This is a genomic window from Phyllobacterium sp. K27, from assembly GCF_054796155.1.
Genome location: NZ_JBTWND010000004.1, coordinates 367,414 through 380,757, shown reverse-complemented (window position 1 = coordinate 380,757; position 13,344 = coordinate 367,414). Strand labels below are relative to the sequence as shown.

The window sequence follows — 13,344 nt, the reverse complement described above, 5'->3', positions numbered from 1 at the left end:
GCATGGCAGCAAACCCCACAAACAAGGACCGAGAGGACGAGAGCCTCCTCTATATTCCAGTACAGCGCGCCCGCAGACGCCCCGAGGCCATTGCCGAGCAGATCAAGGATTTCATTCGCGATGAGAAACTCCAGCCAGGCGCCCGCCTGCCGCAGGAAAAGGAACTGATCGGCCAGTTCAAGGCTGCCAAGGGAACAATCCGCGAAGCGATGAAGGCGCTGGAAACGCAGGGGCTGATCTACACGCGTAGCGGGCCGGGCGGCGGCGCTTTCGTGGGGCAACTGTCGGCACAGCACGCGCTGGAATTGTTGGGCAATTTCTTCTTTTTCGACCAACCTGGCCTGGCCGACATCTATACCATCCGCAAGGCACTGGAACCGGAGGTAGCGGCTCTTCTGGCTGGAAAGATCGGTCCGGAAGAACTCGCCCGTCTCGAAAGTACGATCCGGATATATGATCACGCCCCGACCGATCTGGACGAGCAGTATGATCAGCGTGTTGCGGAGCTCGATTTTCATTCTTTCCTCGCCCAGCTATGCCCCAATCCGCTGCTCGGCTTCATCTGCGGTCTTATGCATAACATGCTGCGCAACCTTCAAATTGCACGCCTGATCTACGCGGATCCCGCGCCTGCCTCTCGAGAACAGGGCATACTGTTCCAATACCGGCTGATCGAGGCACTCAAGACGGCCCGGGCGGAAGAGGCGCGGCAGATCGCTTACGATCATATGGTGACAGCCGAGCGCTATATGCTCGCCAGGGCGAACCTGATCGGGGGCAAGGCGCAAAAGGGATGAGATTCTATGATGGAACCATCCGCACGCCGATGCATTTAGATTTGAGCGACGTCAGGATTGTGGAAGGTTTCCGCAGGCCTGACGTTTTGTTTTGTACTGACAACGGAGGTTTTGACCCAGTCTATGTGTGGAATTTGTGGTGAAGTCAGGTTCGATGGCAGTATGCCGTCGGTTTCGGCGGTCTCGGTCATGGCCGATGTACTCGCTCCCCGGGGGCCAGATGCATGTGGTGTAGTGGTACGCGGTGCCATTGGTATGGGACACCGGCGATTGCAGATTCTCGACCTTTCCGACAAATCTCAGCAACCCATGCTGGACGCCGACCTTGGCCTCTCGATCGTCTTCAACGGCTGCATCTACAATTTCCGCGAGTTGCGCGCCGAGCTGGAGGAGAAAGGCTACGGCTTTTTCTCTGACGGCGATACGGAAGTCATCCTCAAGGCATGGCATGCCTGGGGCGAGAATTGTGTTTCACGATTCCATGGCATGTTCGCCTTCGTTCTGCATGAGCGCGATACGGGCCGCGTCGTCATGGCGCGCGACCGGTTCGGCATCAAGCCGCTCTATCTGGCAGAAGTCGACGGCGCGCTGCGATTTGCCTCGTCGCTGCCAGCACTTGTCAAAGCCGGCGGCATCGACACGTCGATCGACCGTGCTGCACTACATAACTACATGAGCTTCCATGCGGTGGTGCCGCCGCCCCGCACCATTTTGAACGGAGTGAAAAAACTGCCGCCAGCAACCCTTCGTGTCTATGGATCCGATGGTGCCATGCGGGAGCACCGGTATTGGGATCCGCCCTATGAGCGGCAGCCTGGAGATAGCACCGTCAGCCGTGAGGAATGGCAGGAGCGCCTGCTGTCCGCCCTGCGGCTTGCAATCAAGCGGCGGATGGTTGCCGATGTTCCCGTCGGCGTGCTTCTCTCCGGCGGCGTCGATTCCAGCCTCATTGTTGGTCTTCTTGCCGAGGCCGGGCAAACCGATCTGATGAGTTTCTCGGTGGGCTTCGAAGAGGCCAATGGCGAGAAGGGTGACGAGTTCATCTATTCCGATCTGATTGCGAAGCATTTCGGCACGGATCACCATAAGATCTTTATCCCTTCCAATGAGCTGATGGAAGCACTGCCGGGGACGATCGCAGCCATGTCGGAACCGATGGTGTCTTATGACAATGTTGGGTTTTATCTTCTGTCCAAGGAAGTATCGAAACACATCAAGGTCGTGCAGTCAGGTCAGGGTGCCGATGAGGTCTTTGGCGGCTATCACTGGTATCCGCCCCTGGTGAACTCCAACAATGTTGTCGAGACCTATGCCAAGGCTTTTTGCGATCGCTCGCACCAGGTCATGGCGACCCAATTGAGCGCAGAGTGGATGCCGGAGTACGATTACAGCCTTGATCTGCTGCGCACGCATCTGTCACGTGCGCATGCCGATACATCCGTTGACCAAGCCTTGCGTCTGGACAGCAATGTCATGTTGGTCGACGATCCGGTCAAGCGTGTCGACAACATGACCATGGCCTGGGGTCTTGAAGCGCGAGTGCCATTTCTTGATCACGAGCTCGTGGAACTGGCTGCACGAATTCCACCCGAGGAAAAGCTGCGTGACAATGGCAAGGGTATTTTGAAGGATGTGGCCCGGAAAATCATCCCAAGTGAGGTGATTGATCGGAAAAAGGGCTATTTTCCAGTTCCGCAACTCAAGTATATCGACGGCCCCTATCTAGACATGCTGCGCGATGCGCTGTCCTCCAGAGCGGCGCTGGAACGCGGACTGTTCCGGCAGGACTATCTCGACCGGCTTTTCACCAAGCCATCGGATTATATTACTCCCTTGCGGGGGTCCGAACTTTGGCAAGTGGGACTTCTCGAACTCTGGCTGCAGACCCAGGGAGCGTGATATGAAGAAGACTGGTCCAGCGCAGACGCCACGACAGCGTTCCAAGGGGACACATGCCGTTACCCACAGACTGAAGCGTCTGCGCACGCAGACCCAGCCCGGCTTGCAGGGCGATCATCACAGTGCGTCCGAGCCTATCAGGCAAAATGTGGTTCTCGATTGCGGATGGGGACGGTTGCTCTTTGCGCAGACTTTCGAGGACAATGAAACCTTATTGGATGAATTGCGGGACGAGGCGCCCTTGAGTCGGGACATAGCCTTTTATGTTCGCGATCCGCATGTCCTGCTTTCACTTGCACCCCAGGAGATATTTCTCGATCCGTCTCATACCTTTCGGCTGGACCTTCCCACTTATCGGGGCGGCGGGGGGCGGACGCGCGGCGTCACCATCAGACGCCTGTCGTCCGATGCGGACGCAGAGGGGGTCAACAATGTCTATGCCAGCTGCGGCATGGTCCAGATACGTTCAGACTTCTTTTCATCGGACAGGGATAACCGGTCGGTAACCTATTTCGTGGCGCAAGATGACACGAGTGGCGAGATCATCGGTACCGTAACGGGCATCGACCACCGGCGGCTTTTTAACGATCCAGACAGGGGCGCATCCCTCTGGTGCCTGGCTGTCCATCCGCAAGCCCGCCAACCGGGGATCGGCGAAAGGCTGGTGCGCAAGCTTGCTGAGCATTTCCAGGCGCGGGGGCTGAGCTATATCGACCTTTCTGTGATGCACGACAATGATTCGGCGATCGGGCTTTACGAAAAACTGGGCTTCCGCCGGATGCCGCTTTTTGCAATCAAGTGCAAGAATGCCATCAATGAGAAGTTCTTCGCCATGCCGCATCAATCCTATGACGCTTTGAACCCCTATGCACGGCTCATCGTCGACGAAGCAACGCGGCGTGGTATTCATGTGGAGATCACGGATGCCGAAGGCGGCTTCTTCAGATTGTCACATGGCGGGCGATCGATCCATTGCCGTGAGAGCCTTTCGGAACTGACGTCGGGTGTGGCCATGTCGATCTGCGATGACAAGGCCATCACGCGCCGTGTGGTGGCAGCGGCTGGCCTTATTGTGCCGGACCAAATTGAAGCAGTGACCGATCGGAAAACGCACGAGGCATTTCTCGCCAAGCATGGCAAGCTCGTCATCAAGCCTGCACGCGGCGAACAGGGGCGCGGCATATCCGTTGGCGTTGCCACCATGGAAGAACTGGATGCCGCCATCGAGCGGGCGAGAGGCGTTGACGATCGTGTCCTGCTTGAAGCTTTTTTCGACGGAGAAGACCTTCGGCTGGTGATTATCGACTACAAGCTTGTCGCTGCAGCCGTGCGGAGGCCTCCACGGATCATCGGCGATGGCCACAGTTCCATAAGGACCTTGATCGATACCCAATCCCGGCGACGGGCTGCTGCGACCGGGGGAGAAAGCACTATTCCCCTTGACAAGGAAACGCACCGCTGCCTTTCGGAGCAAGGGCTGGACCTCGGTTCGGTAATCGAGACCGGACGTGAGATAACCGTGAGGAAGGCCGCCAACCTGCACACTGGCGGATCAATACATGATGTTACCGGGTCGGTTCATCCCACACTGGTTGCTGCTGCCTGTCGTGCCGCCAAGGCGATCAACATTCCCGTCATCGGGATCGATTTCATGGTTCTTGATCCATCGAAACCGGAGTATGTCTTCATCGAGGGCAATGAGCGTCCGGGACTGGCCAATCATGAACCGCAACCTACAGCGGAACGCTTCATCGAGCTTTTGTTTCCTGGAAGCCGCGAATGAGAGCCGGATTCCAGAACCGCGCGGCCTCGCCGGTCGGTCACGGCCGTGCTTCCTGCGCGCTGGATCGGGCAGCCTCACGCTGGATCAGCGCGGCGGTGAATTGCTCACTCTGGAACGTCAGACCATCGCCGCCTCCGTCGGACAAGCCAGAAGTTTCGAGATCGGTGAAGCAGGATCTCGGCCGAGTTGCGTAGCGGTCCGAACCGCCACATTGCAGAGCTTCGGCAAGTCTACACCGGTGCGGACGCCCATACCTTCGAGCATGAACACCACCTCTTCCGTCGCCACGTTGCCGGTTGCTCCCTTCGCATATGGGCAACCTCCGAGCCCGCCCACCGAGGAATCGAACACCGTCACCCCCTCTTCCAGACAAGCAAGAATGTTGGCCAGCGCCTGGCCGTAGGTATTATGCTCGTGAAGCGCGATCCCGGTCATCGGCACCTCCGTGGCAACCGCCCTTACCATCGCTGCAGCAGCTCTCGGCGTCCCAATGCCAATCGTATCGCCCAGTGAGACTTCATAACATCCCATGTTGTGCAGACGGCGAGCAGCACTGACGACCGATGAGAGCGACACCTTTCCCTCATAGGGGCAACCCAGAACGCAGGAAACGTAGCCGCGCGCACGCATACCAAGGTCGCGAGCCTCCTCCAGAACCGGTAAAAAGCGCTCGAAGCTTTCATCAATCGAGCAATTGATGTTCCGCTGCGAGAAACTTTCCGATGCCGACGCAAAGATGGCGATCTCCTCAGCGCCGGCCTCGCGAGCGGCTTCGAAGCCTTTCAAATTAGGGACGAGCATGGGGAAACTAACGCCCTCGCGCCGCCCGATCAATCTCAAAACTTCCGCGGATCCCGCCATCTGGGGAACCCATTTTGGCGAGACAAAGCTACCCGCTTCTATTGTTCGAAGGCCCGCGTCGATCAAACCCTTGATCATTTGTACGCGGTCAGCAAGGCTGAGCGGATAAGCCTCATTTTGCAACCCGTCACGCGGTCCGACCTCAACGAGCCGAATATCATCCATTGGTTTTTTCACTTTTCTTACTGTCTCTTATTTCTTCGCGCAGAAAGGCGCAAAAGCGCGGGTCGGCGCCGTAAGCTACGTTTACTCTCATGGCCGGTTGGACAGACGCCTGCCGGTCAACGTAAAAAACGCTCCCGGGCGCTATGAAAATATTACTGTTGGCTGCCCGACGGCAGAACGCGGCCTCGTCCAGATTTTGCGGGAGCGGGACCCAAATATAAAAACCCTGCACCTTGGGAAGTTTTACGTCGAGCCCCACATCCGAAAGAGCTTGCGCGGTCGCTTTGGCGCCGGCTTCGATCCAACCCCGCAGGCGTCTCAGATTCTTGAGATACTGCCCGCTTTCGATCATCTCAAGAACAACGCGCTCTACGTGCAGTGAGGTGGCGACTATCGTAATCATCTTCAGATCGACCAGGCTGCGGATCGTGTCGGACGCCCCGGCAATATAGCCGCAGCGCAGGCTCGCGGATAGCGTTTTGGAGAACGAACCGACATAGAGAACGCGCTGCTGTTGGCCGAAAGCTGCAAGGCGCGGCAAACTCGGAGCGATCAGGTCCGCAAAGATATCGTCTTCGACCAAACGAAAATCATGAACCTCCGCCATCTGCAGCAGCGTGAATGCGTGGGCAGGAGACAAGGTGCCTCCGGTCGGGTTGTGCGCCTGACTCTGTGTGAAAAACAGCTTCGGACGGTGGATGACCAGTTCCCGGCGCAGTTCGTCGAGGTCGGGGCCGTCCTGCAACCGGCTAATAGAAACGACGTTCACCTTTGCCAGCCGAAGCTTCGCATAAAGGGGATAGTATCCCGGGCTGTCGACGAAGACGGTGTCGCCGGGTTCCAGAAAATGGCGGATGATCAGGTCCAAACCGTGATTGACGCCACTGGTTAGCATCACTCCATCGGGCTCGGTGGTGATCGAGCGTTCGGCGAGCGAAACCCGGAGCCACTCCCGCAATGCACTCAGGCCCCAAGAACTCCCGTATCCGAAATCCACCTCTGCGGTTGCACTGCGGCTAGTACGCAATATCCGGCGCATGTCCGCATCTTCGGTCCAGCTTGCTGGTGGACGCCCGTCACCAGGCCGCGTCAAGTAGTTCTGATCAAGTTGCTCGCGAAGCAAGGACATGATGCTTGTGGCTTCCGTGACATCTGGCCTTACCTGCGGCACCGGAGCCGGGCGGTTTTCCGAAACGTAGTACCCTGACCCCTGTCGCGCGATGAGGAGCCCGCGTGCAACCAGTCGGTCATAAGCCTCCGCCATTGTGTTTTTTGAGACGGCGAACTGCCCGGCACCGCCTCTGACAGACGGCAATCTTTGACCGGGCCGGTATAGGCCGGACACAATCTGCCCACTGATTTGAGCGACAATATTGTCAATCACCTTCATTAATCGTCCCACCTGTGTAGTGGGACAGTGCCTGCAACAAACCGGCAAACTGTCCCTTGCTTAGCAACCATACTCTAGGACACTTTGGGAATGACGCAAGCTTAGAAATATTTGGTTTGGGAGTGAGAGCCATTGAATAAAAGGACCGCGACGTCGCGTATCAAGAATATGCGCAATCTGTCTCCTGCCAAGCGTTTGGAACAGATCGCGCAAGCCGCGCAGTTGGATGAGCAAACGCGATCTGTCCTTGCGGCGCCGGACGCTTTACCCGTCGAGCGCGCCAATGGCATGATCGAAAACGTCATCGGCACCTTCCAGCTTCCGCTCGGTGTGGCAACGAATTTTCTCATTAACGGCCAGGATTATCTGGTGCCCATGGCCGTGGAAGAACCGTCGGTTGTTGCGGCTGCCTCTTATATGGCCCGCATCGTGCGCGGCTGCGGCGGCTTCCAAACATCCTCGACAGCACCGATTATGCGTGCACAGGTGCAGGTGCTTGGAACGTCCGACCCTCATGGTGCAAGGCTGGCCATCTTGGGTGCGCGCGACGAGATCATATCAGCCGCCAATTCCAAGGATACAGTTTTGGTGAAGTTCGGCGGCGGATGCCGTGATATCGAAGTTCATGTATTCCCTTCGACACGCCGGGGGCCGATGGTGGTCCTTCACCTCCTGGTTGATGTGCGCGACGCGATGGGTGCCAATACTGTCAACACGATGGCGGAAGCGGTCTCACCAATTGTCGAACGGATAACCGGCGGTGAGGTCCGGCTACGAATTCTCTCCAACCTCGCTGATCTGCGGTTGGCACGGGCTCGTATTGAAGTGACCGAGGAAGCCCTTGCCACGAAGGAGTTTTCAGGACATCGAATGATCGAAGGCATCGTCGATGCTTATGAATTCGCAGCAGTCGATCCCTACCGCGCTGCCACACACAACAAAGGGATTATGAACGGCGTCGATCCGGTCGTGGTGGCAACCGGGAACGACTGGCGGGCAATCGAAGCGGGCGCTCACGCCTACGCCGCACGCTCAGGACGCTATACATCACTATCGACTTGGGAGGTTAGCGCTAAAGGCACACTTGTCGGAACCATTGAAATGCCGATGGCGCTCGGTCTGGTTGGTGGCGCGACCAAAACCCATCCCGCAGCGCAGGCAGCTTTACAAATCTTGAATGTCGAAACGGCGATCGAGCTTGCCGAAGTGACTGTTGCGGTCGGACTGGCACAGAACATGGCGGCCCTTCGGGCACTTGCCACAGAGGGCATTCAGCGCGGCCACATGGCGCTTCATGCGCGCAATATTGCAATCGGCGCCGGTGCCTTGGGCGGAGAGATTGACAAGGTCGCCCGCAGGCTCGCCCAAGATCACGATGTGCGATCGGCCCGCGCCGAGGAGATATTGGCGCAACTGCGTAAATAACGAAATTTGGGACCGGTCAACGAGGAGATTGCCGGTTCTTGAGTTAATGGGAGGACAATATGGTGGATTCAAATGCAGTGCGCCCGATGGGCGCGCACGGCCAGCTTGCCGAGATTTGGGGAGACGTTGTCTCGCGTCCCCAACTCGGAAAGGCAATGATTATTGGCGCCGTGGTAAGCATCGCGGTGTATTTTTTCGCGCTTCAAACGATTGCACCGTTGGCTTCCACCCCGGCTGTCGGCAGGGCAATTGCCATGCTGGCGGGGATTTTAGGGTCCGTCGTTAGCGGAGCGATTTGCGCTCGCATGTTCCCACCGAAACGAACAGTCGTCGAGCAGGCACAAACAGGAACCGCCTGGCAGACCGAGGTTCTCGAGCAGTTGGAACAGGAAGGCGGCCCTATCGGTCGGGTAGAGGACCTTCCGCCTGTCGTCGCGCAGGAAATGCGTGAGGTCGGGCTCTACGATCTCTTCAAAAACTACGAAAATCGCAGCGGCGCAAGCAGACAGGGGGAATAACATGGACGGTCTGCTTTACGACATAATTCTTGCTCTTTCCCTCGGATTACTGGGTGCGATCCTGTTTTCGGCCATAGGCCTGATCTCGGGAACTGACGAGACCACGACCATTGCTCCGGTGACATTGCTGGTCGTTCTTCTTGGAGCGCCGCCGGCTGGAGTGTTCACCTTCTGGATGTGTGCAGCAATTTCCAAACATATGACGCACGCGGTCCCAACGGCACTATTGGGAATCCCCGGGGATACAATGGCACTGCCACTACTCCAGCAGGCCACAGCGCTACGTAATCTCGGGGCACCACATGTGGCACTGCGAAAAATGCTGGCCGGCTCTGTCATATCTGCCTTCATAGCTGTGCCGCTTGCTGTGCTGTTCGCTGTTATTCTGGCACCATTTGGAACTTACATTACGGCGTCCGCTCCATGGCTGTTCATCGGAGCCGCAATCATCATCGCCTATTTCTCCGCCGGCCGCTGGGCTTCCGTCATCGCATTGATCCCTTTCACGCTGCTGATTATCGCATTGCAAGGCTTCACAGCTGTGCATGACGTCAAGCTTGGTGTTAGCTATTTCCTTGGGATCGCAATCGGTCCTCTTGTTGCGGAACTGTTTTCGGCGATATCACCGCTTGAGCAAAAACGGATGAACCGCGGCGAGCTGCGACAGACGACGCTGGCGCCTGATGTAAAGAGCTGGGGTGGATACTTCCCAAACCCGTTCCGCGTGCTCGACAGGAGCCAAGTCACCACGACGGCAGCCGCTGCTGCGATCACCAGTGCTACATTCGTGTTCAGTCCCGTTGCCGTAACCGTTATTGCAGGTGAAATCGTCGGAGCACGCATCAAGCAGGCCTATCATCGGCTGACCTCAGTACTGGCGGTGCGTAACGGTGTTACGGAATCCACCTATATCGCTGAAGCCTTGATTCCGCTTATTGCTTTCGGCCTGCCGCTCAGCCCGGTTGCTGCAGGTCCGGCTGCACCGCTGTTCAATGCACCGCCACGCTTCACTGTCGACACAGGGACCGGGGTAGTCAACAACCTGCACACAATGATGTCGGTTTCTGAGTTCCTGATCTGGGGTATGATCTCGGTGGTGATCGCCGCCGCCATCGCCTACCCCTTCGCGATGAACCACGCGCGTAGTGCGGCAGCGTTTGTGGCGAAATACATCAGCCATGAAGCTATTATAGCCACCTTCGTTGGCCTCATCCTCGTGATTGGCCTTTGGGAGGGTGGCCTCCTCGCACTGCTGGTCATCATGACTGTGGGGCTTGTGGGTGGCCTGCTCTACCGCGTACTCGGTATGAATACCGGTGTGCAGTTCATGGGCTATTACGCTGCGATCCTCAGCGTGCCCGCAATAATGAAGCTCTTTGGCTAGCCGATCGCGACCTGAATGCAGAACTGGGAGGATCGCATGGACAGGGTAATATTGCCCTGTCCCTAACTTAGGGGTTGGTTTTTACAGATGACGACCAGCCCGCGCGATGCGGCGCCGATATCAGAATACTACGGCCCCCCCGAAGTTATGCCACGTGTAAGCCGTGAACAATATGTCCGTGGACTTTGCTTCAGTCGTGAAGCGGACCTTCATTCGTCCTGCCCTGGCGTCATCGCTTGGCAACGCGCCCGGAGCTCGCTGAAGACGTCTTCTGCGGCATGTGTGCGGCCTGTCAGCATCGGCTATGCCACGCATGATTGATGCATCCAGCGCGGCCCGTTTTGTTTCTTGATCCTGAATCAGCCGCACGCCTTCCCGCAGAATCTCTGCTTTTCGAGTCGTAGCGGCCATTAAAAATGGAAATACAGCCACACCGCATGCGCGATGATCTCTCATGGAAAGCGGTGGCGGTGGTAAAGGGGATTACGGTGCCGCTGGGTCATGCCGGATTGTGTCCGGTCTTCCCATAAATTCCCGGTTAAGTTTACCGTGTCAGTTTCGGGAATTCATTTATCACCCGGCATCGCCTTAACGAAATCGATAAAGGCGCGAAGCGGTGCCGGCACCAACCGGCGGCCAGGATAGTAAAGGAATGGGCCAGAAAAACTCATCCACCAGGACTCCAGCACAGGTTCCAGCGCGCCGCTTTCGAAATGCGGCTTCAGCCAATCCTCAAAGAGCGACACGATGCCCGTCCCTGCAATCGCGGCGGCAACACCAAGGTCGGTGCCGCCCCCCGCCTGCACCACGAGCTGACCCGATGGATCGACTTTCACGACGTCGCCCTCTCGCTCGAACTCCCACGCCGATACTGCCCGGCCTGCAAATCGGCCCCGGATACATGCATGCGAGAGCAGGTCGCGAGGATGTTCCGGCCGACCATATGCTGCAAGATATTCAGGCGAAGCGGCGCTGGCAAAGCGCTGGATACGCGATCCAATCGGCACGGCAATCATGTCTTGTTCCAGCCGTTCATCATAGCGGATGCCGGCATCACAACCGACGGCAATGATGTCGACGAAACTTTCATCTGTGACGATCTCAAGCCTTATATCGGGATAGGTTGCAAGAAATGGCGGTACGATGCGTGGCAGAACCAGTCGCGCAGCACTGACGGGAACATTTAGCTTCAGCGTCCCTGCTGGCCGATCACGAAAGCCGCGCGCATTCTCAAGCGCAGCAATAATTTCACCGAAGGCAGGACCGAGACGCTCCATCAGCCCCCTGCCCGCTTCGGTTGGTACGACACTTCGGGTGGTACGGTTCAAAAGCCGAACGCCGAGCTCCGCCTCAAGACGTCGAACACCATCACTAAGCGCCGATGAACTTGTTTTGCCTGCTCGTGCCGCCTGGCGAAAACCTCCGGCCCTCGCGACTGCAAGGAATGCGCTGACATCCCCCATTCCTGAATTGCCCTGTTTCATATGTATCAACCTTTCTTATTGTCCATAATTCCGAACAAGCTGTCCAGATTGTAGCTAATTGTCACGCCAATGATACAGACCTATTTTCATCACTCAATTGGAGATGAACTTATGTCTGAAGTCGAAAAATCTGGAACATTCAAACTGGGCGACCGCACGGTGAAGCGGCTTGGTTATGGAGCGATGCAGCTTGCTGGCAAGGGCGTTTTCGGGCCTCCAAGGGATCGCGCGGAAGCAGTCGCGGTTCTGCGCGAAGCGGTAGAAACCGGCGTCAATCACATCGACACGAGCGACTTCTACGGCCCTCATGTCACCAACCAGATTATCAGGGAAGCACTCTATCCATACTTAGACGATCTCGTCCTTGTCACCAAAGTGGGTGCGACACGCGGCGCGGACGGATCCTGGGATCCAGCTTTCTCAAAGATTGAACTGACAAAGGCGGTCCATGACAATCTCAAGAACCTTGGGCTTGACGTGATCGAAGTCGTCAACCTGCGTGCCATGTTCGACGTTCATGGACCTGCCGAGGGTTCCCTTGATAAACCACTTTCGGCTTTGGCCGACCTGCAGCGACAGGGGTTGATCAAGCATATAGGTCTGTCGAATGTGACTGCCAAACAGATTGAGGACGGCAGGAAGATCACCGACATCGTCTGCGTGCAGAACCAATACAATCTAGCTAATCGCACGGATGACGCTCTGATTGATCGGCTTGCCGCGAACGGCACGGCCTATGTGCCGTTCTTCCCTCTTGGTGGATTTTCACCACTGCAGTCATCAACGCTGTCTGATGTCGCAGCCCGACTTGGGGCGACGCCGATGCAGGTGGCGCTTGCATGGCTTCTCAAAAGATCTCCGAACATTCTGCTTATCCCGGGAACATCGTCGCGCGCCCACCTTGGGGAAAATCTTGCCGCCGCCGAGATTGTTCTGTCGGCCGAGGTGATGGCAGAACTCGACGGTGTAGCGGCCGATTGAGAAGCCGAGTTGGGCGCGCATGTGTCATACCCGAAATGGGGACTTCCACGCGAACACCCCGCACTTGCAGTCGTTGAATCACTACCACTCAGTGACAGCGCATTGGGTGAACCAGATATCCAGTTGCGAGTGATCTCGCCGTTCGAGCTACGCCCGGAACGAAAACAGCCGATTTAAGAGCATTCGATCTGAGGGCATGATGCGCAACAAGTGCTCACTCTCGGGTCGCTGGCAACCATATCACTGAGTTTAAAGACGAGCCTTTCTTTGCACAATCGGGACGAAACGAATATGCGTTTGCAGCACGTCCAAAGGTTAGAAGGTGAGCAACTGCACGTGCAAAATCGGTCGTCACGCCCGCCTTATCGTTGCAACAATAGCATGAGGCACCACCAAGCCTCATGCTATGGCAAGGCTAAAACTTATAACTGATGCCCAGCTTTACAGCATGAGATTACAGGTCGACATTGTAGTCCGCGCCGTCACAACTGAAGTCCTGATCACCAAAATCGGCATATCTATACTCACCGCGCATGGTCCAGTTGTCGGCAATTGCGTATTCAGGCCCAGCGCCCGCGGTTCCTCCGAAATATTACAAACGGAAATTTATTGTGTTGTGCACAATCGTCGGAAGTACTTAATTCTGTCATTTGGACT

The 13,344-nt window shown here is 56.8% G+C and carries 10 protein-coding genes and 1 pseudogene; 7 read left to right on the top strand and 4 right to left on the bottom strand.

Annotated elements, in window-relative coordinates:
• Positions 1 to 2 precede the first annotated feature (2 nt).
• From ACYJL1_RS23300 to ngg, 3 genes are all read left to right on the top strand, one after another.
• Positions 3 to 797 (top strand): FadR/GntR family transcriptional regulator, encoded by a 795-nt coding sequence (locus tag ACYJL1_RS23300; RefSeq protein WP_460899481.1) that lies wholly within the window; start codon positions 3 to 5, stop codon positions 795 to 797.
• A 123-nt stretch (positions 798 to 920) separates the two neighbouring features.
• The gene (locus ACYJL1_RS23295) at positions 921 to 2,696 is read left to right on the top strand and encodes an N-acetylglutaminylglutamine amidotransferase (RefSeq protein WP_460899978.1); all 1,776 of its coding nucleotides are present in this window, start codon (positions 921 to 923) and stop codon (positions 2,694 to 2,696) included.
• Position 2,697: 1 nt separating this feature from the next.
• Complete coding sequence (gene ngg / locus ACYJL1_RS23290) at positions 2,698 to 4,479, top strand: N-acetylglutaminylglutamine synthetase (protein ID WP_460899480.1); 1,782 nt, start codon at positions 2,698 to 2,700, stop codon at positions 4,477 to 4,479.
• A gap of 117 nt (positions 4,480 to 4,596) precedes the next feature.
• Here ngg and ACYJL1_RS23285 read toward each other — a convergent pair whose 3' ends face one another.
• On the bottom strand, positions 4,597 to 5,505 hold the full coding sequence (locus ACYJL1_RS23285) for a hydroxymethylglutaryl-CoA lyase (RefSeq protein WP_460899479.1): 909 nt from the start codon (positions 5,503 to 5,505) through the stop codon (positions 4,597 to 4,599).
• The gene (locus ACYJL1_RS23280; RefSeq protein ID WP_460899478.1) at positions 5,498 to 6,895 is read right to left on the bottom strand and encodes an aminotransferase-like domain-containing protein; all 1,398 of its coding nucleotides are present in this window, start codon (positions 6,893 to 6,895) and stop codon (positions 5,498 to 5,500) included. The genes ACYJL1_RS23285 and ACYJL1_RS23280 overlap by 8 nt, the downstream gene beginning before the upstream one ends.
• A 132-nt stretch (positions 6,896 to 7,027) precedes the next feature.
• On the opposite strand from ACYJL1_RS23280, the gene ACYJL1_RS23275 reads away from it, so the two are divergent.
• Genes ACYJL1_RS23275 through ACYJL1_RS23265 form a run of 3 tightly spaced genes read left to right on the top strand, consistent with a single transcriptional unit; the run spans position 7,028 to position 10,222 of the window.
• Positions 7,028 to 8,320, top strand: a complete 1,293-nt coding sequence (locus ACYJL1_RS23275) for a hydroxymethylglutaryl-CoA reductase, degradative (RefSeq protein WP_460899477.1) — start codon at positions 7,028 to 7,030, stop codon at positions 8,318 to 8,320.
• Positions 8,321 to 8,379: 59 nt separating this feature from the next.
• Positions 8,380 to 8,838 (top strand): hypothetical protein, encoded by a 459-nt coding sequence (locus ACYJL1_RS23270; protein WP_460899476.1) that lies wholly within the window; start codon positions 8,380 to 8,382, stop codon positions 8,836 to 8,838.
• Position 8,839: 1 nt separating this feature from the next.
• Positions 8,840 to 10,222 (top strand): tripartite tricarboxylate transporter permease, encoded by a 1,383-nt coding sequence (locus tag ACYJL1_RS23265; RefSeq protein ID WP_460899475.1) that lies wholly within the window; start codon positions 8,840 to 8,842, stop codon positions 10,220 to 10,222.
• Positions 10,223 to 10,431: 209 nt separating this feature from the next.
• Here the strand turns inward: ACYJL1_RS23265 and ACYJL1_RS23260 are convergent.
• Both ACYJL1_RS23260 and ACYJL1_RS23255 read right to left on the bottom strand, forming a co-directional pair.
• Positions 10,432 to 10,661 (bottom strand): annotated as a pseudogene (locus ACYJL1_RS23260) (type II toxin-antitoxin system ParD family antitoxin).
• A 127-nt stretch (positions 10,662 to 10,788) separates the two neighbouring features.
• Positions 10,789 to 11,706: a LysR family transcriptional regulator gene (locus ACYJL1_RS23255; RefSeq protein WP_460899474.1), complete on the bottom strand. Its 918-nt coding sequence runs from the start codon at positions 11,704 to 11,706 to the stop codon at positions 10,789 to 10,791.
• Between the two features lie 111 nt (positions 11,707 to 11,817).
• Here ACYJL1_RS23255 and ACYJL1_RS23250 point away from each other — a divergent pair, with 111 nt between their 5' ends.
• A complete protein-coding gene (locus ACYJL1_RS23250) occupies positions 11,818 to 12,687 on the top strand; it encodes an aldo/keto reductase family oxidoreductase (RefSeq protein ID WP_460899473.1) in 870 nt (289 codons plus the stop codon).
• Positions 12,688 to 13,344: the final 657 nt, after the last annotated feature.